16 protein-coding genes and 3 pseudogenes are annotated in these 21,830 nt (G+C 69.0%); 10 read left to right on the top strand and 9 right to left on the bottom strand.

Annotated elements, in window-relative coordinates; genetic code table 11:
• The first annotated feature begins 99 nt into the window (after positions 1–99).
• Positions 100–3,939: a response regulator gene (locus QC826_RS04105; protein WP_279764520.1), complete on the top strand. Its 3,840-nt coding sequence runs from the start codon at positions 100–102 to the stop codon at positions 3,937–3,939.
• A gap of 12 nt (positions 3,940–3,951) precedes the next feature.
• Here QC826_RS04105 and QC826_RS04100 read toward each other — a convergent pair whose 3' ends face one another.
• The gene (locus QC826_RS04100) at positions 3,952–4,581 is read right to left on the bottom strand and encodes an ANTAR domain-containing response regulator (protein ID WP_093383184.1); all 630 of its coding nucleotides are present in this window, start codon (positions 4,579–4,581) and stop codon (positions 3,952–3,954) included.
• Between the two features lie 124 nt (positions 4,582–4,705).
• Positions 4,706–5,956 (bottom strand): dGTP triphosphohydrolase, encoded by a 1,251-nt coding sequence (gene dgt / locus QC826_RS04095; RefSeq protein ID WP_279764519.1) that lies wholly within the window; start codon positions 5,954–5,956, stop codon positions 4,706–4,708.
• 230 nt (positions 5,957–6,186) lie between these two features.
• Here dgt and QC826_RS04090 point away from each other — a divergent pair, with 230 nt between their 5' ends.
• Positions 6,187–6,954 (top strand): substrate-binding periplasmic protein, encoded by a 768-nt coding sequence (locus QC826_RS04090; protein ID WP_279764518.1) that lies wholly within the window; start codon positions 6,187–6,189, stop codon positions 6,952–6,954.
• Positions 6,955–6,964: 10 nt separating this feature from the next.
• Here the strand turns inward: QC826_RS04090 and QC826_RS04085 are convergent, their stop codons facing one another.
• The 4 genes and pseudogenes from QC826_RS04085 to QC826_RS04070 all read right to left on the bottom strand — a co-directional run.
• A complete protein-coding gene (locus tag QC826_RS04085) occupies positions 6,965–7,246 on the bottom strand; it encodes a helix-turn-helix domain-containing protein (RefSeq protein ID WP_093383178.1) in 282 nt (93 codons plus the stop codon).
• 33 nt (positions 7,247–7,279) lie between these two features.
• Positions 7,280–7,666: pseudogene (locus tag QC826_RS31550) on the bottom strand (anti-sigma factor domain-containing protein); the annotation flags it as partial.
• A 317-nt stretch (positions 7,667–7,983) separates the two neighbouring features.
• The gene (locus tag QC826_RS04075) at positions 7,984–8,181 is read right to left on the bottom strand and encodes a sigma factor-like helix-turn-helix DNA-binding protein (RefSeq protein WP_279766377.1); all 198 of its coding nucleotides are present in this window, start codon (positions 8,179–8,181) and stop codon (positions 7,984–7,986) included.
• A 160-nt stretch (positions 8,182–8,341) separates the two neighbouring features.
• Positions 8,342–8,575 (bottom strand): annotated as a pseudogene (locus QC826_RS04070) (RNA polymerase subunit sigma); the annotation flags it as partial.
• A 99-nt stretch (positions 8,576–8,674) separates the two neighbouring features.
• Between QC826_RS04070 and QC826_RS04065 the strand changes: the two are divergent.
• The 4 genes and pseudogenes from QC826_RS04065 (at position 8,675) to QC826_RS04050 (ending at position 13,104) form a co-directional block, all read left to right on the top strand.
• A pseudogene (locus tag QC826_RS04065) lies at positions 8,675–10,212 on the top strand (DUF4331 domain-containing protein).
• A gap of 31 nt (positions 10,213–10,243) precedes the next feature.
• Entirely contained in the window at positions 10,244–10,501 is a 258-nt protein-coding gene (locus tag QC826_RS04060; protein ID WP_093383166.1) for a hypothetical protein, read from the top strand.
• 108 nt (positions 10,502–10,609) lie between these two features.
• The gene (locus QC826_RS04055) at positions 10,610–11,824 is read left to right on the top strand and encodes a hypothetical protein (RefSeq protein ID WP_279764516.1); all 1,215 of its coding nucleotides are present in this window, start codon (positions 10,610–10,612) and stop codon (positions 11,822–11,824) included.
• 164 nt (positions 11,825–11,988) lie between these two features.
• A complete protein-coding gene (locus QC826_RS04050; protein ID WP_279764514.1) occupies positions 11,989–13,104 on the top strand; it encodes a HupE/UreJ family protein in 1,116 nt (371 codons plus the stop codon).
• Positions 13,105–13,140: 36 nt separating this feature from the next.
• Here the strand turns inward: QC826_RS04050 and QC826_RS04045 are convergent, their stop codons facing one another.
• Positions 13,141–13,374, bottom strand: a complete 234-nt coding sequence (locus tag QC826_RS04045) for a hypothetical protein (protein WP_279764513.1) — start codon at positions 13,372–13,374, stop codon at positions 13,141–13,143.
• Between the two features lie 198 nt (positions 13,375–13,572).
• Between QC826_RS04045 and QC826_RS04040 the strand changes: the two genes are divergently transcribed.
• Genes QC826_RS04040 through QC826_RS04025 form a run of 4 tightly spaced genes read left to right on the top strand, consistent with a single transcriptional unit; the run spans position 13,573 to position 19,000 of the window.
• Complete coding sequence (locus tag QC826_RS04040; protein WP_279764512.1) at positions 13,573–13,695, top strand: hypothetical protein; 123 nt, start codon at positions 13,573–13,575, stop codon at positions 13,693–13,695.
• 6 nt (positions 13,696–13,701) lie between these two features.
• Entirely contained in the window at positions 13,702–17,070 is a 3,369-nt protein-coding gene (locus QC826_RS04035; protein WP_279764511.1) for a PAAR-like domain-containing protein, read from the top strand.
• Positions 17,019–18,635 carry an RHS repeat domain-containing protein gene (locus QC826_RS04030; RefSeq protein WP_279764510.1) on the top strand — a complete coding sequence of 539 codons (1,617 nt, stop codon included), beginning with the start codon at positions 17,019–17,021 and terminating at the stop codon, positions 18,633–18,635. Before QC826_RS04035 ends, QC826_RS04030 begins: the two co-directional genes overlap by 52 nt.
• Positions 18,632–19,000 carry a hypothetical protein gene (locus tag QC826_RS04025; RefSeq protein WP_279764509.1) on the top strand — a complete coding sequence of 123 codons (369 nt, stop codon included), beginning with the start codon at positions 18,632–18,634 and terminating at the stop codon, positions 18,998–19,000. Before QC826_RS04030 ends, QC826_RS04025 begins: the two co-directional genes overlap by 4 nt.
• 159 nt (positions 19,001–19,159) lie before the next feature.
• Here QC826_RS04025 and QC826_RS04020 read toward each other — a convergent pair whose 3' ends face one another.
• Both QC826_RS04020 and QC826_RS04015 read right to left on the bottom strand, forming a co-directional pair.
• Complete coding sequence (locus tag QC826_RS04020) at positions 19,160–20,698, bottom strand: acyl--CoA ligase (protein WP_279764508.1); 1,539 nt, start codon at positions 20,696–20,698, stop codon at positions 19,160–19,162.
• Positions 20,699–20,748: 50 nt separating this feature from the next.
• Positions 20,749–21,759 carry a 2-dehydropantoate 2-reductase gene (locus QC826_RS04015; protein ID WP_279764505.1) on the bottom strand — a complete coding sequence of 337 codons (1,011 nt, stop codon included), beginning with the start codon at positions 21,757–21,759 and terminating at the stop codon, positions 20,749–20,751.
• Between the last annotated feature and the right edge of the window lie 71 nt (positions 21,760–21,830).

The following is a 21,830-nucleotide window of genomic DNA, read 5'->3' as shown; positions in this document are numbered from 1 at the left end:
CCGGCGCCGGTTCTGCGCTATATTGACAGCGCCCGCCGCCCGCCCGCCGCACCCGCGACGCCAGCAGACGGCAAGCTTGTCAATCAGGAAACCCGTCCGATGTACCGTCCCGTCGTGGCCGCCCCGCCCCTGCCCCAGCTGCTGCAGTTCCTCCCCCTGTACTTCCTGCTGGCAGGGATGGCCGTGTGGCTGGAGCGCCAGCCGGGCCAGATCGGCACGCTGTGGTTCGCCGCCGCGCTGGGCGCCGCCTGGCTGCTGCGCCAGCCGCCGGCCCAGGCGCCGCTGCTGCTGCTGGGCGCCCTGTGCGCCGAGCTGCTGGCCCGCCTGGCGCTGGGCGACAACGCCGGCCACGCCGCGCTGGCCGCCCTGCCCGCCACGCTGGAGATGGCGCTGGCGGCGGCCCTGCTGCGCCGCGTGCCGGCCCGCTACCAGTTCGACGCCAGCCCGCAGGGCTTCCTGCTGCTGCTCTTGCTGGGCTGCTGCGCGCCGCCGCTGCTGGGCGCCACGCTGGCCGCCTGGTGGCGCCAGCCGGCCCTGTTCGAATCCTTCGGCAACGCCTGGGGCCTGCACTACATGGGCGCCACCATCGGCGCGCTGGCCATGCTGCCGCTGGCCCGGCTGGCGCTGCGCCCCGGCCCCTCGCTGGCGCAGCGGCTCGGCGCGCTGCACATCGGCCTGCTGGCCCTGCTGGCCCTGGCCACCTGCGGCGGCGCCCTGCTGTACATGCCCTTCCCCTTCATGGCCATCGTCGTGCCGCTCACCTGCGTCGCGCTGGCGCTCAGCTTCGAGCACCTGGCGCTGCTGTCGTGGATGTGCGCCGCCGTCTGCGGCGCCATGCTGTCCTGCGGCTTGTTCCTGCCGCCGCCGATCTACGGCCGCTGGCAGGAGGCGATGATCTACGTGCCGCTGCTGGCCGTGCTGGTGCCGCCGCTCATGCTGGCCGTCAGCATCAACCAGGTGCGCCGCAAGGACGCCCAGCGCATCAAGGTGGAACGCGAGCTGGAACGCAACCACCAGAAGCTGCAAACCATCATCGACCACATGCCGGCCCTGGTCGGCTACTGGGACCGCAGCCTGATGAACGGCTTCGGCAACCGCGCCTACCTGGAATGGTTCGGCAAGACGCCCGAGCAGATGCGCGGCCGCCACATCCGCGAGGTGATCGGCGAGGAGCGCTACCGCCTCAACCTGCCGCACATGGAGGCGGCGCTGCGCGGCGAGAGCCCGCTGTTCGAGCGCACCATCGTCGGCGCCGACGGCGCCACCCGCTACAGCCTGGCCTCCTACGTGCCCGACGTGGTCGACGGCAAGGTGATCGGCTTCTACGCCTTCGTCACCGACATCAGCCCGCTCAAGCAGGCGCAGCGCCAGCAGCAGGAGGCGCGCACCCAGTTGCAGGCGGTGATCGACTCGGCCAGCGAGTTCTCCATCATCACCACCGACCGGGCCGGCCTGATCACCCTGTTCAGCCGTGGCGCCCAGCGCATGCTCGGCTACAGCGCCGAGGAGCTGGTCGGCCTGCACACCCCGCTGCTGCTGCACCTGGCCGACGAGATGGCCGTCCACGGCGCCGCGCTGGCCGCCGAGCTGGGCCACCCGGTCGAGGGCATGGAGATCTTCGTGGCCCGCGCCCGCCTGGGCCAGGCCGACCTGAACGAGTGGCACTACCGCCGCAAGGACGGCTCGCGCGTGCCGGTGCGCCTGGTGGTGACGGCGATGCGCGACGCCGACGGCGCCATCGTCGGCTTCCTCGGCATCGCCAGCGACATCACCGAGCAGCGCCAGCTGCAGGACTCGCTGGTGATGTCGAAGGAGCTGGCCGAGGCGGCCAGCCTGGCCAAGAGCGAGTTCGTCGCCAACATGAGCCACGAGATCCGCACCCCGCTCAACGCCGTGCTGGGCATGGCCTACCTGCTCGACACGCCGGCCCTGGCGCCCGAGCAGCGCCGCTACGTGGCGATGATCCGCGCCTCCGGCCGCTCGCTGCTGAGCATCCTCAACGACATCCTCGACTTCGAGAAGGTCGAGGCCGGCCGCATGGAGCTGTCGCCGCTGCCGTTCCGCCTCGACGAGGTGCTCGGCACGCTGGCCAACATCATGACCGTCAACGCCGCCGGCAAGCCGCTCGACCTGGCGCTGGGCCTGGCGCCGGACGTGCCGCGCGCCCTGGTCGGCGACGGCGGCCGGCTGCAGCAGGTGCTGGTCAACCTGGTCGGCAACGCCATCAAGTTCACCGCCGAGGGCGAGGTGGCGCTGTGGATCGAGCGGGTGGCGCAGCGCGCGACCACGCCGGGCCGGGTGCTGCTGCGCTTCTCGGTGCACGACACCGGCATCGGCATCGACGCCGCCCAGCAGCAGCGCCTGTTCGGCGCCTTCGCCCAGGGCGACTCGTCGATCTCGCGGCGCTACGGCGGCACCGGCCTGGGCCTGGTGATCTCGCGCCGCCTGGTCGAGCTGATGGGCGGCCACCTGGAGCTGCACAGCGCCGCCGGCCAGGGCAGCGAGTTTTCCGTCACGCTGCCGTTCCGCCTCGGCAGCGACGAGGCGCTGGCCGAGGCCGGCCCGGTCTGGCCGGCGCTGCGCCTGCTGCTGGTGGGCCCGCCGCGCACCAGCCGCGACTACCTCGACAAGACGCTGCGCGCCTGGCAGGCGCAGGTCGACACGGCCGACAGCGGCCCCGAGGCGGTGGCCCGGCTGCACGCCCGGCTGGCCGGCGGCGGCGGCTACGACGCCGTGCTGATGGACTGGCAGATGGCCGACATGGACGGCGTCGCCACCATGCAGGCGCTGCGCGCCCTGCTGCCGGGCGGCGCCCTGCCGGTGCTGCTGCTGGTCGACGCCGCCGCCCACGGCGGCCTGATCGGCCAGCCCGGCGCCGCCGAGGCCGACGCCGTGCTGGTCAAGCCGCTCACCGGCAGCGCGCTGCACGAGCTGCTGCGCCGCCTGCTGGCCGGCGAGGCCGCGGCGGCGCCGGCGGCCGGCGCCGAGCCGACGCCGGCCGCGCCGCTGGCCGGCGTGCGCCTGCTGCTGGTCGAGGACAACGCGCTCAACCAGATCGTCGCGCGCGGCATGCTGCAGCAGGTCGGCGCCAGCGTCACCCTGGCCGAGGACGGCGCGGTGGCGCTGGAGCGCCTGCGCGCCGGCCCGGCCGACTTCGACCTGGTGCTGATGGACATCCAGATGCCGCAGATGGACGGCTACAGCGCCACCCGCGCCATCCGCGCCCAGCTGGGGCTGGACCTGCCGATCCTGGCGATGACGGCCGGCGTGACGCAGAACGAGCAGCGCCAGTGCCTGGCGGCCGGCATGAACGACGTGGTGGCCAAGCCGATCGAGCTGGAGCGGCTGCTGGCCGCCATCGGCCGCCAGCTGGGCGGACGCGGCGCGGCCGGCCAGCCGGCGGGGACGGCGCGGAGCGCCGGGGTGGCGGCGCGGACCACTGGGGCGGCGACGGCACGGACCACTGGGGCGGTGGCAGCACAGACCGCCGGGGCGGCGGTGCGGACCGCCGGGGCGGTGCCGGCGGCGGGCGCGCCAGTGCCGACACCGCCGGCACCGCCGGCGGCCGCGCCGAGCGCCGACGGCGCCACCGCCGACGGCCTCGACCAGCTGTTCCAACTGGGCGGCGGCGACACGGCCTACGCCGACAAGATGCTCAGCCTGATCGAGCAGACCGTCGAGCGCGCCGGCGCCGAGCTGGCCCAGGCGCGCGACGCCTGGCGCGACGAGCGGCGCGACGACAGCATGCGCCAGCTGCATTCGCTGCGCGGTTCGGTCGGCATGTTGGGGGCCAAGCAGTTCGCCGCGCTGTCGCTGCTGCTCGAGCAGGCCATCGCGGCGGGCGACCGCGACCAGGCCGAGCGGCACTTCGGCGCCGCCGAGGCGGCGCTGCGGCCGACCTTGGCGGCGGCGCGCCGGTGGATCGAGCGCCAGCGCTAGGCCGGCGGGCGATCAGCCGCCGGACTTGCCGCGCAGCAGGGTGCGGAAGGCATTCGACATGTCCTCGGCGTCGAGCAGCGTGGCGGCCACGTCGTTGACCTTGCGCCGGTTCGAGCGCGAGTAGGAGCGCAGCGCGTCGAAGGCGCTGTCGCGGTCGGTGTGGAACTTGGCCATCAACATGCCCACCGCCATGCTGGTCTCGCGCCCGGCCGCCAGCGCGCTGGTCAGGCTCGACTCGCGCCCGCGCAGGCGCTTGATCTCGTCGGCGCGGCCCAGCGCCGTCTCCACCGCCGGCACGATCTGGCTGATGTCGAAGGGCTTGACCAGGTAGCCGACGGCGCCGTGCTCGGTGGCCTGGCGCACGATCTCCGCCTCGCCGCGCGCCGAGATGAACATGAACGGCGTCGCCGTGGCGGCCTGGAAGTGCTGCGCCAGCTCGATGCCGGACATGCCCTCCATGACCACGTCGAGGATCGCCAGGTCGGGGCTGAACTCCAGCTCGACCTGCAGCGCCTCGGCGCCGGAGCTGGCCTCGGCCGTCTCGTAGCCGGCCTGGCGCAGCACCTGGCCGATGGTCGTCAGGGTCAGCATATCGTCGTCAACCAGCAAGATGCGGCGCTTGGGAATCGGGTTCGTAGTCATGGATATGTTTCCTGGATGGGGATCGAAGCGGGCTTGGGCGGATTGCTTAGGCTTATTATAAGGGCCGCCGCCGCCGGCCGGATTTGTCTTATACAAAAGCGTAACAAATCCGCGACGGCGGCCGTCAATCCTCCGGCGCGCGGAAGTAGATGGTCTCCAGCGAGCCCTTGCCGAAGTAGCGCTCGTACTCCTGCGCGGCGAAGGAGTCCATCATGCCGGCGATGTAGTCGACCACCAGGCGCGCCTGCGGCGCGTCGACCCGGCGCAGCTCGGCCGGCAGCAGGATGTTGTCCTTGTTGTAGCGGGTGTCGGTCAACACCTCGTACAGGCCACGGATGATCTTCTCGCCGCGCTTCTCGTACAGCTGCACGTCCTTCTTGCGCAAAATGGCCTGGAACAGCAGCGTCTTCAGCCCCACCGCCAGCGCCTTCTTCGAGCGGTAGCCCAACTCGACACCGTGGCCGTGGCCGTGGTCGACCAGGCCGATATCGCGGCACAGCTCGTTGACGATGGTCGAGGTCAGCTCCTTGCGCAGCACGATCGCGTACTCCTCCGAGGTCTGGTGGGTGATCGACTTGAGCGCCTCCTGGTGCGCCTGCTCGGCGATGCGCGAAAAATCGTCGTAGGCGGCGTTGAACTTGGCGCTGATCTTGAACTCGTGGCCGATCTCGCCGATGGTGATGATGCGCGCGCTCAGCGCGTCCTCCAGGTCGTGCGCGGCGTAGGCGATCTCGTCGGACAGGTCCATGATCTGCGCGTCGATGCTCTTGCGCACCGTCACGCCGTGGCGGGCCAGCTCGCCGCTGAGGAAGGCGTGGTCGTCGTCGAACAGGAACTTGGTCGAGTTTTCCTCGCGCGTGTGGAAGTACTTGGTGATGCCGAACAGCGTGCGCACCGTCAGGTTCAGGCCCTCGTAGGAGTGGTGCTTCTTCTCCAGCGTGCGCAGGATGCGGAAGGCCTGGGCGTTGCCCTCGTAGCCGCCGTAGCCCTCGCTCAGGCTGTCGAGGATCTTCTCGCCGTAGTGGCCGAACGGCGGGTTGCCGATGTCGTGCGCCAGCGAGCAGGTCTCCGACACCACGCTCTGTTCGAGTTCCAGGTCGGCGGCGATGCTGCGCGCCAGCTGCGCCACCTCCAGGCTGTGGGTCAGGCGGTTGCGGTTGAAGCGGCTGGCGTCGATGCCGAGCAGCTGCATCTTGCCCTGCAGGCGGCGGAACGAGGACGAGTACAACACCCGCGCGTAGTCGCGCATGGTCTCGTCGCGGCCGACGGCGCGGCGGTCCGATTGCGCGGTGACGCGGTACTCCAACTTGCGCACCAGCCCCTCCTGCTCCTTGGCGTAGGCGATGGTGTCCTGGTGGTATATCTTTTCGTCCATGTCTGCTCCAGTAAGGCGGTCTGCTCTTTGCTGGGCTGATTGTAACTCCTTCCAAGGCCATCCCGGGCCGCCGTCGGCGCCCGCGTCGGCGGCCACTACAGCGGCAGAAATTCTCTTATGAATTGTCTGTTTTTTGTCAATTGGCTGCTTTTGGCCCAGCGCATGCGGCACAATACGCCATGCCATTACGGCATGCCTGTTCAATGTCGTAGCCGCCTCCGGACGTTTTTATGCAACGCAAGATCCTCGCACCACTGTTGGGCCTGCTGCTGGGCCTGCCCCTCGCCGATTGCCGGGCGCAGCAAGTGGTGATCGGCGCCGAGGACGACTGGGCGCCCTACTCGTCCAACGTCGACGGCCAGGCGCGCGGCTTCGCCGTCGACGTGGTGCGCGAGGCCTACGCGGCGGCCGGCGTGAACGTGGCGTTCCGGGTGCTGCCGTATGTGCGCTGCATGGCCATGGCGCGGCTGGGCGAGCTCGCCGGCTGCTTCGACGCCGTGCCCAACCACTTGATCGCCGAGCGCTACCTGTGGCCCGACAAGCCGCTGTTCAGCACGCGGATGAACGTCTACGCGCTGGCCGGCTCGACCGAGCACGGCCTGCACGCCCACGACTTCGAGGGCAAGACCGTGGGCGTCACCCGCGACTACGAGTACGGCGACGAGTTCGACCTGAACCAGAAGATCGTGCGCGAGGTCGGCACCAAGAACGAGCAGGGCTTCCGCAAGCTGCTGGCCGGCCGCATGCAGTACATGGCGGCCGAGGAGCGCATCGCCAGGGCGCTGTTCGTGCGCTACCCGGCCCAGTTCTGCGGCAAGTTCAAGGAGGTCGGCACGGTGGCCACACCGGGCCTGTACATCGCCTTCAGCAAACACGATCCGGCCGCCGCCGGCCACCTGCACAAGTTCAACGAGGGCTTCGCGCTGCTGCACAAGAGCGGCCGCTACAAGGCGCTCGAAGCGCGCTGGTTCGCCGCGCCGCCGTCGCCCTGCCGCTGAGGGCGGCGGTTCAGGCCAAGGTCAAGCCAACCTTACAGCCAACGCGTGTGGCCAAGGTGACCAAGATGTCCAGACTAAAACTATCGCGCGTGCCGCCCATCAACTCGGCGAGCTGAGGCTGGGCAATTCCAAGCGCCGTTGCGGCCTGCACAGGATTCCAATTCTTGTCCGCAATCACCTGGCGCAGACACGCGATCAACTCGGCGCGCAGCGCCAACAACGCCGCCTCTTCGGGCGGAAAGCCCAAGTCGGAAAAAACGTTGCCGCTCGAATCAATAATCTTGTTTTTCATCACACACACTCCGTTTTGGTTTAAGCGCTGCGGCTACATCACCCGCAGCCAATTGCCCTTGTAGAGGATGGGGCCGGTCGGGCCGCCGGCGTCGGGCGAGCCGCCCTTCGGCTCCAGGCTGACCGCCAGCAGCGCGACGTCGGCGCCGATGGCGCCGGGCGGCAGCGCCAGCCGGTTGTCGGCGCCGGCCAGCACGCCCAGCGAACGCGGCGCGCCCTGCTTCGGCACGGCCCACAGCTGCAGCGTCTTGTCGGCGGCCACCGGGGCCGCCGACAGCACCCGCACGGTGAGCGCGCGCCGGCTGCTGTCGGCCGTCAGCAGCAGCGCCGTGCGGGCCTGCTCGTCGCTCAGCGTGGCGATGTAGTTGATGCGCGGCGCCTCCGGCAGCCGCAGCACCAGCACCAGCACCAGCACCAGCAGGGCCGCCACGGCGCTCGACGCCAAGCCCAGCCCGCGCCAGAAGACCAGCGAATCGTTGCGCCAGAACTGCCACCACGCCGCCGCCGGCGGCAAGTTCAGCCGCTGTTCGATGCCGCACCAGACGCGCGCGTCCGGCGCCCGCGCCGGAGCGAACTCGGCCAGCGGCGCCAGCTTCTCCTGCCACTCGACGACCAGCCGGCGCAACGCGGCGTCGTCGTGCATCCAGCCCTCGAAGCGGCGGCGCGCGCCGCCCTTCAGCGTGCCCAGCGCGTATTCGGCGGCCAGCTTGTCGCGCAGCGGGGCGTTGTCGCGGATGTTCATGCGCGCTCCAGTTTGGCCAGGCAGTTGCGCAGCTTGTCCAGGCCACGGCGTATCCACGTTTTGACGGTGCCCAGCGGCAGCGCCAGTTGCGCCGCCACCTCGCTGTGCGACAGGTCGTGGAAGTAGGCCAGGCCGATGGCCTGCCGTTGCAGGCCCTTCCAGCGCCGCCATGCAGTGCGCCAAGGCCTTGGCATCGCCGCTCAGTTGCAGCGCCTCGATCGGCGTGGCGCGGGGGTCTTGTAGGGCGTTCATGACTTCGCCATCAAATTGTTCACTGTCGATTTCCACGTTGGCGTCGCTGCGGCGCAGCAGGTCGAAGGCCTTGTTGCGCACGATGGTGGCCATCCAGGTCATGGGCGCGGCCAGCTGGCTTTGGTAGCCGCCGGCGTTGTGCCAGATGGCGACGAAGCTCTCTTGCAGCGCCTCCTCGGCCAGCTCGCGCTTATGCAATATACGCAGCGCGAAGCCGAACAGTTTCGCCGAAGTAGCGTCGTACAGCGCGCGGAAGGCCGCCGCGTCGCGTCGCGCCGCGCCCAGCAGCCAGGCGCGCAGCTGTTGCGGATCTTGCGGATGGGAATGTGGATTCATCACGGTTCGCCTGCTCGAGTGTGCATTAAAAAAGTACCACATCCACCGCACCGCAGGGCGGCCAATCCGTTTGAATCCGATGCGCGTCAAGCCGCGTATATGCCCCTACAGCAGATCGCTGGTCAACCGAATCGGGAGGATTGAAATGTCCACATTCACACTACGGGCGCTCGCCACGGCGCTCATCGGCAGCCTGGCCGGCGGCGTCGGCACGGCCGCCCTCGCCTCCAGCCACCGCGAGGCGCCCTTCATCACGCAGAGCCCCAAGGTCGACGGCACCGACTTCTACCTGTTCCGCAGCTACGAGCCGGGCCGCGCCAACTTCGTCACCTTGATCGCCGACTACGTGCCGCTGCAGGACGCCTACGGCGGCCCGAACTACTTCAGCATGGACCCGAACGCGCTCTACGAGATCCACATCGACAACAACGGCGACGCCAAGGAGGGACCTGACGTTCCAGTTCCGCTTCACCAACACCAACAAGGACGGCAAGTTCAACGTCGGCGGCAAGCAGGTGTCGATTCCCCTGGTGATCAACGGCGGGCCCATCGACAGCGTCAACCCGGCCGGCCTGAACGTGCGCGAGACCTACGCCGTGACGCTGGTGCGCGGCGACCGCCGGGGCGGCCAACGCGCCGCCGTCGTCAACACCGACAGCGGCAGCGCCGTCTTCGACAAGCCGGTCGACAACATCGGCAACAAGGCTATCCCCAACTACGCCGCCTATGCCGCCAAGCACGTCTACAACATCAACATCCCCGGCTGCGCCACGCCGGCGCGCATGTTCGTCGGCCAACGCAAGGGCCCGTTCGTGGTCAACCTGGGCGAGACCTTCGACCTGATCAACATCAAGGCGCCGGCCACCGAGTTCGCCGCCAACGCCGAGCGCGCCGCCCGCGACGACCTGGACGACAAGAACGTCACCGCGATCGCACTGGAGGTGGCCGCCGCCTGCCTGACCGGCGGCGCCGATCCGGTGATCGGCGGCTGGACCACGGCCAGCCTGCGCCAGGGCCGCCTGCTCAATCCGCTGCCCAAGGGCGGCCCGGCCGCCTTCGAGGGCGGCGCCTGGAGCCAGGTGTCGCGCCTCGGCATGCCGCTGGTGAACGAGCTGGTGATCGGCCTGAAGGACAAGGACCACTTCAACAGCAGCAAGCCGTCGGCCGACGCGCAGTTCGCCACCTACGTCACCAATCCGACGGTGCCGGCGCTGGTCGAGCTCCTGTTCGGCAAGGCGGGCGCCAAGGCGCCGACCAACTTCCCGCGCAACGACCTGGTGACGGCCTTCCTCACCGGCGTGAAGGGCTTGAACCAGCCGGCCAAGGTGACGCCGGCCGAGATGCTGCGCCTGAACACGGCGGTCGCGCCGCTGGCGATGGGCGCGCAGAACCGCCTCGGCGTCATCGAGGGCGACAACGCCGGCTTCCCCAACGGCCGCCGGCCCGGCGACGACATCGTCGACATCACGCTGCGCGTGGCGATGGGCAAGCTGTGCATGCTCAACATCGGCTGCGCGCCGGCCGACGCGCCGGCCGGCGGCCTGCACTTCACCGACGGCGCCTACCTCGACGACGGCGCCTTCGGCGCCGCCTTCCCCTATCTGAAAACGCCGATCGCCGGCTCGCCGCAGCAGTGAGCCGGCGGTCTGATCTGAACAGGAGAGCACCATGAAAACACACAGCTTGATAGTGGCGCTGGCCGTGGCCACGGTCTTGGCCGCCTGCGGCGGCGGAGCAGGCAACGGACAGGCGGACATGAAGCCGCCCGCCACCGATCCCGGCATACCCGTCCCGCCTGTGCTGGACGCCTTCTTCGCCGCCGTGCAGGCGCTGGTCGGCGACAGCAGCGACACCGCCGAGCCGGCGGCAGTCGATACCGTCGCCGTCACCATGCCGGAAGACGGCGAACCGAGGCCGCTGAAGTAGCGCGAAGCACGACGGCACCCACCGCGCCGGCATCGATCCGCGTCGACGCCGGCGCCGGCGGGCGCAAAGCAAAGCAACGCAACGCAACGCATTTCATCAGGACCGACCATGGCACATTCAACCATTCACGCTCTGGCGACCTTGCTGGCATTGGCGGCATTGGCGCCAGCGCCGGCATCCCAAGCCGCGCCCTACATTCCGGCCAACGGCAGCCAAGTCGTCGAGCTGCTGCCTCGCCGCGCCGACGCCACCCAGCGCGAGCTGCGCGAGTTGCGCGACTCGCTCAGCGCGCATCCCGCCAACCTGGCGCTGGCCACCGACCTGGCCCAACGCTACATCGCGCTGGGCCGCGCCAGCAGCGATCCGCGCTTCCTCGGCTACGCGCAGGCGGCGCTGGCGCCGTGGTGGCGCCTGGCCGCGCCGCCGCCCGAGGTGCGCCTGCTGCGCGCCACGCTGCTGCAAAGCGCCCACCATTTCGACGCCGCGCTGGCCGACCTCGACCAAGTGGTCGCGGCGCGGCCCAAGCTGGCCCAGGCCTGGCTGACGCGCGCCACCGTGCAGACGGTGCGCGGCGACTACGACGGCGCCACCGCCAGCTGCGCCCGCGTCTCCGCGCTGGCCAACGAACTGGTCGCCGTGACCTGCCTCGCCAACGTCGGCGCCGTCACCGGCCGCGCCCAGCACAGCGAGCAGCTGCTGGACTTGACGCTGCAACGCAGCGCCGGCGCGCCGCCCGAGGTGGCGGTGTGGTCGCTCACGCTGCTGGCCGAAATGGCCGCCCGGCGCGGCGCCGCCGACGTGGCCGAGACGCGCTTCCGCCGCGCGCTGGCGCTGGCCCCGCGCGACGGCTACCTGCTGGGCGCCTACGCCGACTTCCTGCTCGACCAACAGCGGCCGGCCGATGTGCTCGCCCTGCTGCGCGAGCACACCCGCGTCGACGCCCTGCTGCTGCGCCGCGCCCTCGCCCTGGCCTTGGCCCTCACCTCGCAGCAGACGCCGAACATGGCCGCCGCGCTGGCCGCCGACGTGAGCGAGCTGGCCGCGCGCTTCGACGCCGCGATGCGGCGCGGCGACAACTTCCACCAGCGCGAGCAGGCGCGCTTCGAGTTATCCCTGCGACGCAATGCCAGCGCGGCCCTGGCACTGGCGCGGCAGAACTGGCAGGTGCAAAAGGAACCGGCCGACATCCGCATCTACCTCGACGCGGCGCTGCATGCGCACAATGCCGGCGCGGCGCGGCCGGTGCTCGACTGGATCGCCGCCCACGGCAGCGAGGACGTCGCCATCGCCCGACTGGTGCGGCAATTGAAAGGCGGTGTGTGATGGGCTATTCGCACAGAGGATGGGCGCAGCCGACATCGACGGCGGTTGACGAATACCGTGCGGCGAGCGGCCCGCACAGGCTGCCGTCGCCGTCGCCGTCGCCGCCGGCGCTGCACGCTCGGCAGCGTTTTCTACACTTGCCTCGCTTGCCGCAGTTGCCGCAGTTGCTGCACTTACTGCTCCTGCTGCTTCTGCTGTGCTGCCTCGCCCCGCCCGCCCACGCCCACAAGCCCAGCGACAGCTACCTGTCGCTGACCGTTGACGGCGCGCGCATCGACGGCCAGTGGGACATCGCGCTGCGCGACCTGGACTTCGCCATCGGCCTGGACGGCGACGGCGACGGCCGCCTGACCTGGGACGAGGTCCGCGCCCGCCAGCAAGCCATCGCCGCCTACGCGCTGCGGCACCTGACGCTGGCCAGCGCGCAGGGCGCCTGCACCGTCGCCGTGGTCGAGCAGCTGATCGACCAGCACACCGACGGCGCCTACAGCGTGCTGCGGCTGCGTGCCGACTGCCCCGGCGCCATCACCGCGCTGAGCGTCGGCTACCGCCTGTTCGCCGAGCTCGACCCGCAGCACAAGGGCCTGCTGCGCCTGGTCCACGACGGCCGCACCAGCAGCGCCATCCTCGATCCGGAACACGCGCGCCAAACCTTGTCGCTGGCCGCACCCGACCGTCTGGGCCAGTTCACCGCCTACGTCAAGAACGGCGTCTGGCATATCTGGATAGGCTACGACCACATCCTGTTCCTGCTGTCGCTGCTGCTGCCGGCCGTGCTGGCGGCGCCGGGCGCGCCGGCGGCCAGCCTGCGCGCCGCCTTTGTCGACGTGCTCAAGGTGGTCAGCGCCTTCACGCTGGCGCACTCGCTGACACTGACCTTGGCCGGCCTGCAACTGGTGGCGCTGCCGTCGCGCTGGGTCGAGTCGGCCATCGCCGCCTCGGTACTGCTGGCCGCGCTGAACAACCTGCTGCCGCTGTTCCGTGGCCGCCGGCCGCTGGCCGCCTTCGCCTTCGGCCTGATCCACGGCTTCGGCTTCGCCAGCGTGCTTGGCGACCTGGGCCTGGCGCGGGCGTCGCTGCTGAGCAGTCTGTTGGGATTCAATCTGGGGGTGGAGGCGGGCCAGCTGTGCATCGTCGCGCTGTTCCTGCCGCTGGCCTTCGCGCTGCGCGCGACACGCCTGTATCGCGGCGTGTTCAGCGGCGGCTCGGCGGCCATCGCACTGCTGGCCACGGTGTGGCTGGTCGAGCGCGCCTTCGACCTGCGCCTGCTCGGCGTTTGAAGATAAACAACTGCAATCAGCGGCGGATACGATCCATTACTTCAGCGCTTGCCGGAGTTCGGGGAGGTCGATCGCAGAAGGGCCAAACAATGCATCCAGTTCGCTGCGCGCGATCGGTCTTCCTTTCAAGACCAGTCGTATTCTGCCGCCAGAGGGAAGGACTTCGTGTTCGATGGCGAGCTTGTTCGCGGCAACCTTGGCGCGCATCTCAGCAGCGGCAAGTTTGTAGGCCGCACTTGGCTCTTCCTGCGGTTTCTTTGCGGTAGTCATGGCTGCCTCTCCACCAAGGTCTCATACAAATAGTGTAGCAGTCGGAAACGCCTAGGGGGACGAGAGCGCCACACCGCCTGCATCGACGTCTTGATTACGCCAGCCAGCAATTGTTTGCGTTGACGCAATGTTTTGTTTGGTGTGCCCTCTACAGTGCAATTTTGCCTTCTGCTTTCCTCAGAATAAGGAACACTCACCATGAACCTGTTTCAAGGCACCGCCGAGGGCCGATCTGCATTGAACAAGGCCCTGCAAGGCCAGCGCCCGCTGCTTCTGAACCTTCCCGGCAGGAATGAACCGCTAATGTCCGCCGCCTGGTGATCCGCGATGGCCAACGAAACCGTCACCAAGTCCAAGCGCTTCTATTGCGTCAGCCTGACCCCGGATATTTGCAAGACGCCGATAGGGGCGAGCACGCCGCCCATCCCCTATTCCATCATCGGCGAGTTCGCCGACGCCGTCGGCGCCTCGCCCAACGTCAAGTCGCAAAGCGAGCCGGTGATCTTGCACCAGCGCAGCTTCATCCCCACCGTCAAGGGCGACGAGCCGGGCACCGCCGGCGGCATCAAGAGCGGCACCACCGGCAAGCGGGTCGAGACCAAGACCGCCAGCAGCAGCTACCGCGCCAACGGCAGCTACCTCGTGCAGGTGGGCCGCGAGGTCTGGATGAACGACAGGAACACCGTCGGCAAGATCTATGAGCGGGGCGGCCAGTTGCCGCGCAGCCGGTTGCAGCAAATCAACCCTGTGCCGGCGGGAAAGGTCGATGAGCTGAACATTGAGAGGGCGGCGGGGGCGGCGGTCGAGTCCGTCGAGTCGGTGTTGGACATGGCCGCCGATTTCATTCTGACCGGCAAGATCCCGGACGTCGCGCCCGCAACGGTTGAGGTGGGTAAAAGTATGCCCGAGGCGGTTGCGCCCGACAAACTCGGCGCGGCGGGCGGATGGCTGGAGAAGAAATTCCCGTCGTTGGGCAAATTCTTCATGGAGAAACCCGTTCCCGGCAAGAAATCCGACAAGCCGCCGTCGCCGCGCCCGCCGGACAAGCGCGACGGCGGCAAGACTGCGAAGAAGAAAGACGAGAAGTCCGATCCGCCGTCCAATTGCGGCCCTAAGAACGCCGCGCCCGGCAAGAAAAAGGTGCGCAGCAAGTACCCGGTCCACTTCGGCACCGGCGAGGAGATACTGTCCCTAACCGACTTCGTGCTGGAAGGGCCCGAGCCGCTGATATGGACGCGCTGCTACCGCTCCAGCGCGGCGACGCAGGACTGGGGCCTGCTGGGCGCGCGCTGGTCGACGCCGTTCACCACCAGCCTGTCGGTGTGCGCCACCGGCGTCGTCTACCACGACGAGGCCGGCCGTGCGCTGCGCCTGCCGGCCGTCGCCATCGGCCAGCCGCACGACAACCGCAAGGAGGGCTTCGTCCTGGCCCGCGCCAGCGCCACCGAGTTCACCCTCACCTGGCGCGACGGCAGCGTCGACACCTTCGCGCGGGGCACCGACGGCTGGCTTCCGCACGGCTACCAGGGCGTCAACGCGATGCGGCCGGCGTCGGCGCCGCTGCCGGTCGAGCGCTACCTGCTGCGCCGCAGCGCCGGCCGCGACGGGCGCGGATTCAGCGTCGAGCACATCGCCGACGCCGAACCGGGCGCCGTGCTGCTGCGCGTGCGCGTCGACGACGGCCATGTCGTCGAGGCCATGCGCGTGGCGATGCCGGGCCGCCAGCCCGCGTCGGCGAAGGCCGTGGAGGCCGAGCGGGCGCGGCCGGCACGCATCGGCCGGGTCGAGGAGGTGCGCGCCGACGGCACGCGCATCTGCCACGTGCAATATCACTACGAGGTCGAGGAAGGCGACGCCCCGGCCGGCGCGACCGCGACAGCAACCGCAACCGCGACAACGCCGCCCCAGCGGCACAACCTGGCGCGCCAAACCGACGTGACCGGGGCCAGCCGGCAATACGAGTACCGCCACCATCTGCTGACCCGCTACACGACCTACTCCGGCTTCGCCCACGGCCTGCGCTGGATCAGCCAACAAGCCCTGCTGGAGCGCTGGAGCGGCAACCCGCTCGACGAGCCAAGCCTGCTGGCCCGCTTCCCTATCACCTTGGACAACAGCCACCGCGCGCGCGCCGTCGCCACCACCACCGCCGACGGCCGCGACCAGGTCCAGATCGCCTACCTCGACGCCGACACCAGCCGCGTCGTCGAGGCCAACGGCGGCATCCTCGACTACCGCTTCGACGCCAACTGGCTGGCCACCGAGGTGCGCCGCGTCAACGCCGCCACCGGCGCCGCCAAGTCGCTCGGCCGGCGCGAATGGGACCGCGACGGCATGCTGCTGGCCGAGGTCGACGGCGCCGGCAACACCTCGCGCTACGCCTACGACGCCGCCGGCAACGTCACCACGGTGACCGACGCGCGCGGCCACCGCAGCACGATAGACTACGACGCCGGCAACCAGCCCGTCGCCGTCGTCGACGCGCTGGGCAACACCACCCGGCACAGCTACGACGCGCAGGGCCGCCTGCTGTCGACCACCGACGCGCTGGGGCACACCACCCGCTACAGCTACGACCAGCGCGGCCGGCTGGCCCAACTGATCGACGCCAAGGGCGGCAGCAAGTCCTTCAGCTATGACCGCGCCGGGCGCCTGACCAGCCACACCGACTGCTCCGGCTACGAGACCCGCTACAACTACGACGCCAACAACCGCCTGGGCGCCGTCACCGACGCGCTAGGCAACGAGGTGGGCTACCAGTACGACCGGCTGGGCCGGCTGCAAACGCTGACCCGCGAGGACGGCACGCAAGAACACTTCGCCTACGACATCGAAGGCAAGCTGCTCGCCCACACCGACGCCAACGGCGCCCGCACGCGCTACGCCTACAACGGCCACGGCATGCCCGTCGAGCGCGTCGACGCCCTGGGCGGGACGCTGCGCTACGGCTACGACCTGGCGTTGCAACTGGTCGAGCTGGTCAACGCCAACGGCGACAGCTACCGCTTCGCCTACCACGAGGAGGGCTGGCTGACGGCCGAGACCGGCTTCGACGGCAAGACCACCAGCTACACCTACGACCGCGCCGGCCAACTGGCGGCGGCCGACAGCGCCGGCCAGCGCACCGAGCTGCTGCGCGACGGCCTCGGCCAGCTGCTGGTGAAGGTCACCGCAGACGGCCCGGTGCGCTACGCCTACGACGCGCTGGGCCGGCTGGTCGCCGTGACGGCGCCGCACGCCGAGCAGCGCTACCGCTACGACGCGCTGGGGCAACTGCTGGAGGAGCGCGGCGCCTACTATTTGACGCCGGTCGCCGACACGGTGGCCGTCGACGTGGGGGCCGCCGCCGAGCGCGTCGCCGACCACGTGTTCGCCACGACGCACGCCTACGACGAACTCGGCAACCGGGTCCAAACCGTGCTGCCCAACGGCCGCCAGATCGACACGCTGCGCTACGGGGCGGGCCACTGGCACGGCGTGCTGTGGCAGGGAAGCTCCGTCGTCGACGTGGTGCGCGACCGGCTGCACCGGGAAAAACGACGGAAACTGGGCACCGGCAAGCAGCGGATGGACGGCCGCCGCGGCTACGATCCCCAGTCGAGGCTGGTCGAAATGACGCTGCGCATGGCCCCGTCGCCTCCGACGTGTACGCCCTGCGCGAACGCAGCTTCGAGTACGACCGCGCCGGCAACCTGACGCATATGCGCCACGGCTGGCACAGCCGCGACGAGACGCTGGGCACCTTCACCTACACCTACGATCCGCTGGGGCAACTGCTGTCGGCGGGGCAGCGCGACCTGGACGAGGTCTTCGCCTTCGATCCGGCCGGCAACCTGCTCGATCCGGGGCCGGAGCGCAGCGTATGGGAGCAACAGGCCCGGGTATGGGAGAAGCCGCCGGCCGCGCCGATGGCGCCCGTCACCCACAACCTGCTCAAGCGCTATCAGGACAGCAGCTACGAGTACGACGGGCAAGGCAACACAATAAGGAAGGTCTACGACCGGGCCAGCAACCCCAACGCCAAGGTTGAACTCGAACTGGGCTACGACGCGGAGAACCGGCTGGTTCGCGCGGTGAAAACCAGCTACCAGGCGCGCCACAGCGCGCAATACATCTACGACGCATTCTCGCGCCGCATCGCCAAGCGCGTGACCGAGGAGCGCTGGGGCAACAACCAGGTCTGCTACGAGGAGCCGGCCGCCAAAACCACCCACCACATGGCGCTGTTCGTCTGGGATGGCGACGCGATGGTGCAGGAACTACGGCAAGGCGACACGGTCACATACTTGTACGAGCCGGACAGCTTCGTGCCGCTGGCGCGGATCGCCTCGGCAGGCGGCTTCGCCCTGGACGAGGACGCGGCGCGGGCCGAGGCCTTAGCACCCGGCGCCGGCGGGAGCGCGGCTTTCCATCTAGCGCGCATCGCCTCGTGGCATCTGCCGAGCATCAACGGCGACAAGGAGAAACAGGCGGCGACGGCAACGGCGGAGGCCGCCGCCGAGGAGCTGCACTTGGCCGCCCGGCGACAGCTCGAAGCGGCCGCCAACGACGCGGCGCCACGGGACCGCATCGATTTGTACAGCTGCGACCACCTGGGCACGCCGCACGAGCTGTTCGACGGGCAAGGCCGGCTGGTCTGGAGCGCGAAGTACAAGGCCTGGGGCAAGGTTTTCGATGAGAAAAGTCAAGAAATCGAGCAACCACTGCGCTTCCAAGGACAGTACCATGATGCCGAAACCGGGCTGCATTTCAATCGCTTTAGATATTTCAATTCTGACATCGGACGTTTTATTTCTCAAGACCCGATTGGATTGTTGGGCGGAATAAATACCTACATCTACGGCGACGCCAATCCGATCAATAAAACTGACCCACTCGGGCTAGCAACGTTTATGTGTACCAAGCCGTTACATGCACTGGGTGGAGATGGTGCAAAAAGCGGCGCAGATACTTGGGGCAATCCGCTGTATCACCAGTACTTGTGCGTTAGCGACGGAAAAGGCGAGCACATATGCGGTGGCCAAGATCAACGCGGAAAAAAATGGTATGACCCACTTAATGGCCCAGGCAAACCGAGCAACGACTCATACGACAAAATCACCTGCAAACAGGAAGAGCCAGATAATAACTGTATTGAGAAATGCCTGCTCACGAAATTTAACGGGCCACGCCCCCGTTATGGAATTCCCTTCGGTACTGATTGCCAAGAGTGGTCGAACGACGCTCTAAAGCAATGCCAAAAACAGTGCAAGGGAAAATGATGCAAAGCGTGAAGTTGAAGAATATATTGAAAGCCATATGGGTGTCGTGCTGTGTATTTGTTCTCGGTGTAACACTTTATCGATATGAATCCAACTATGAAAGTGATATTGGAATTTTTTTAGTATACGGGATGTTGTTTTTTTCCTTCCCTGCAAGTCTGCCTATGGCCGCAATATTCGCTCTACTGGCGATGCTTCAAGATAACTTGGGCATACCGTTGCTTGATCTCATCGGATCTAACTATGTAGGCTTCTGCGTGATGTGGTTAGCCTTCTTTGGAGCCGGCTACTGGCAGTGGTTTGTGCTGGTGCCACGACTGTGGGGGAAGTGGAAAGCACGGCGTTCTGGTACAGCAGGGCTGTAAGCCGGGAAAGCACAAGCAGAGCTGAGTCCGTAAATGGGGTGAGTCAGCTGGTGCATGACCACGCCGATACGCCCGATTTAGACCAGATGCTTGTTGTACACTTCGCCTTGCTTGGAACTCCTGCTGTATCGACTCCTCCGGGCGGTTTCGTCAAGCCGGCTAGCCGCCCTGCCCCAGCCCCAGCTTCTCGGCCAGGCCGATGCGCTGCAGCTTGCCGGTGGCGCCCTTGGGGATCTCGTCGAGGAAGACGATCTTGCGCGGCACCTTGAAGTCGGCCAGGCGGATCGCGGCGAACTCGCGCAGCTCCTTCTCGCTGGCGCTGTGGCCCTCGTGCAGCACCACCGCCGCGCCGACGTCCTCGCCCAGCTTGTCGTGCGGGATGCCGAAGGTGACCACCTGCTGCACCGCCGGATGGTCCATCAGGATCTCGTCGACCTCGCGCGGCGAGATCTTCTCGCCGCCACGGCTGATGATCTCCTTGAGCCGGCCGGTGATGCGCACATAGCCCTGCTCGTCCATCACGCCCTGGTCGCCGGTGCGGAACCACTGGCCGACATAGGCCTCGGCGTTGGCCTTCGGGTTGTTCTCGTAGCCGGCCGTGACGTTGGCACCGTGGATGACGATCTCGCCGGTCTCGCCGGCCGCCAGCAGGCGGCCCTGCTGGTCCATGATGGCCACCTCGGGGCCGGCCGCCAGGCCCACCGAGCCGGGCACGCGCACGGCCGGCGGCAGCGGGTTGCAGGCCATCTGGTGGGCCGCCTCGGTCATGCCGTAGGCCTCGATCAGCGGCGCGCCGAAGGCCGCCTCCAGCTCGGCGATCACCTGCGGCGGCATCGACGCCGACGACGAGCGCAGGAAGCGCAGCGGGTTGGCCAGGATCACCGCGCTGTTCTGCGGCGCGCGCGCCAGGATGGTCTGGTGCATGGTCGGCACCGCCGTGTACCAGCTCGGCTTGGCCTCCTGCATCCAGCCGAAGAACTTCAGCGCGTTGAAGCCGGGCGTGCAGAACACCGCGCCGCCGGCCGCCAGCGGCGCCAGCAGGCCGGCGATCAGGCCGTGGATGTGGAACAGCGGCATGATGTTCAGGCCGGTGTCGGCCGCCTCCAGCCGCAGCGAGGCGCCGACGTTGCGCGCCGAGGCGCACACGTTGGCCTGGGTCAGCGGCACGATCTTCGGCCGCGAGGTGGTGCCGGAGGTGTGCAGGATCAGCGCCAGGTCGCCGGCGGCCGCCTCGCTGGCCGCCACCGCCACCAGGCCGGCCGGATCGGCCTTGAGCGGGCGCAGGCGGAAGGCGCCGGCGCCCTCGTCGGCCGGCAGCAGCTCGAGCACCAGGATGCCCAGCTTGTCGGCCACGGCCAGCGCCGCCGACTCGCTGCCCTGTTCGACGATCAGCGCCTTGGCGTTCAGGTCGCCCAGGTAGAACTCGAACTCCTCGGCGCGGTAGCCCGGATTGAGCGGCGCGGCGCAGGCGGCGGCGGCGACGCCGACGAAGGCGCTGGCCATCTGCGGCCCGTTCGGCAGCACGATGGCGACGCGGTCGCGGCGGCCGACGCCGAAGGCGTTGAGCGCGGCGACGGCGGCCGCCGTGTTGCGCCGCAGCGCGGCGTAGCTGAGCGGCGGCGCCAGCGGGGCGCGGATGGCGACGGCGTCGTCGGCGCCGCTGTGCAGCAGCTCGGGGATGGTGGTGTAGGCGGACATGGCGGCTTTCTAGGTAGGGGAATTCGGGATGGCGGCCGGGCTAGCTTAGCTCAACGGTCGGCGGGGGCGATGCGCAGGCTGCCGTGCTGCCCCTGCACGCTTTGTGCCAGCAGCGCGGCGAGGGCGTGCACGGCGGCGATGGTCGGCGTCGGCGTGCCGGTCAGGCGGCCCATTTCGAGCACGCCGCCGACCAGCGCGGCCAGCTCCATCGGCCGGCCGGCCTCCAGGTCCTGCAACATCGAGGTCTTGTGCTGGCCGACCGCCGCCGCGCCGTCGATGCGCCGCTCCAGCGACACCTTGAAGACCACGCCGAGCTGCTCGCCGACGCGCTGCGCCTCGCGCATCATGTCGGCGGCCAGCGCGCGGGTCGGCGCGTAGGCGCAGATGTCGGCCAGCGTGGCGTGGCTCAGCGCGCTGATCGGATTGAAGCTCAGGTTGCCCCACAGCTTGACCCACAGCTCGCTGCGGATGTCGGCGCTGATCGGCGTCTTGAAGCCCACCGCGCGCATCGCCTCGGCCAGCGCCTGGATGCGCGGCGTGCTTTGGCCGTCCAGCTCGCCGAGCGAGAAGCGGTTGCCCTCGATGTGCTGGACCACGCCGGGCGCCGCCATCTCGCAGGCCGGGTAGACGACGCAGCCGACGACGCGCTCGACGTCGAGCGCGGCCGAGACCACGCCGCCCGGATCGACCGCCTCGACGCGCTGGCCCTCGTGCGGCCCGCCGTGCTTGCGGAAGTACCACCAGGGCACGCCGTTCTGCGCCGTGACGATCAGCGTGTCCGGCCCCAGCAGCGCCGGGATCCGCGCCGCCACCGGCGCCAGCTGGTGCGCCTTCATGGCCAGGATCACCACGTCCTGCGGCCCCAGCTCGGCGATGTTGTCGCTGGCGCGCAGCGCGGCGCGCGACTCGCCGCCGTCCGCCTGGCGCAGCACCATGCCGTGCCGGCGCACCGCGTCCAGGTTGGCGCCGCGTACCACCACGCTCACCTCGTGCCCGCCCTGCGCCAGCTTGACGGCCAACAGGCCGCCGATGGCGCCGGCCCCCACCACACATATCTTCATATTTCCTGGCATTCCCATTGATCGACGGCACGCGGTCGCGGCCGGCATAGCACAGGGATTCTAGCGCGCCG

Source organism: Rugamonas sp. DEMB1, assembly GCF_029834475.1.
In the GTDB taxonomy this organism is placed as follows: domain Bacteria; phylum Pseudomonadota; class Gammaproteobacteria; order Burkholderiales; family Burkholderiaceae_D; genus Rugamonas; species Rugamonas rubra.
The sequence above is the reverse complement of the archived record's forward strand: the minus strand, read 5'-3'. Positions and strand labels throughout refer to the sequence as shown.

What these genes read in the sequence shown, in the direction of transcription:
- QC826_RS04025 (WP_279764509.1), top strand. Translation starts at nt 18,632, where the DNA reads ATGATGCAAAGCGTGAAGTTGAAGAATATATTGAAAGCCATATGGGTG.
- QC826_RS04105 (WP_279764520.1), top strand. Translation starts at nt 100, where the DNA reads ATGTACCGTCCCGTCGTGGCCGCCCCGCCCCTGCCCCAGCTGCTGCAG.
- QC826_RS04035 (WP_279764511.1), top strand. Translation starts at nt 13,702, where the DNA reads ATGGCCAACGAAACCGTCACCAAGTCCAAGCGCTTCTATTGCGTCAGC.
- QC826_RS04060 (WP_093383166.1), top strand. Translation starts at nt 10,244, where the DNA reads ATGAAAACACACAGCTTGATAGTGGCGCTGGCCGTGGCCACGGTCTTG.
- QC826_RS04045 (WP_279764513.1), bottom strand. Translation starts at nt 13,374, where the DNA reads ATGACTACCGCAAAGAAACCGCAGGAAGAGCCAAGTGCGGCCTACAAA.
- QC826_RS04020 (WP_279764508.1), bottom strand. Translation starts at nt 20,698, where the DNA reads ATGTCCGCCTACACCACCATCCCCGAGCTGCTGCACAGCGGCGCCGAC.
- QC826_RS04015 (WP_279764505.1), bottom strand. Translation starts at nt 21,759, where the DNA reads ATGAAGATATGTGTGGTGGGGGCCGGCGCCATCGGCGGCCTGTTGGCC.
- dgt (WP_279764519.1), bottom strand. Translation starts at nt 5,956, where the DNA reads ATGGACGAAAAGATATACCACCAGGACACCATCGCCTACGCCAAGGAG.
- QC826_RS04090 (WP_279764518.1), top strand. Translation starts at nt 6,187, where the DNA reads ATGCAACGCAAGATCCTCGCACCACTGTTGGGCCTGCTGCTGGGCCTG.
- QC826_RS04100 (WP_093383184.1), bottom strand. Translation starts at nt 4,581, where the DNA reads ATGACTACGAACCCGATTCCCAAGCGCCGCATCTTGCTGGTTGACGAC.
- QC826_RS04055 (WP_279764516.1), top strand. Translation starts at nt 10,610, where the DNA reads ATGGCACATTCAACCATTCACGCTCTGGCGACCTTGCTGGCATTGGCG.
- QC826_RS04085 (WP_093383178.1), bottom strand. Translation starts at nt 7,246, where the DNA reads ATGAAAAACAAGATTATTGATTCGAGCGGCAACGTTTTTTCCGACTTG.
- QC826_RS04075 (WP_279766377.1), bottom strand. Translation starts at nt 8,181, where the DNA reads ATGCCAAGGCCTTGGCGCACTGCATGGCGGCGCTGGAAGGGCCTGCAA.
- QC826_RS04040 (WP_279764512.1), top strand. Translation starts at nt 13,573, where the DNA reads ATGAACCTGTTTCAAGGCACCGCCGAGGGCCGATCTGCATTGAACAAG.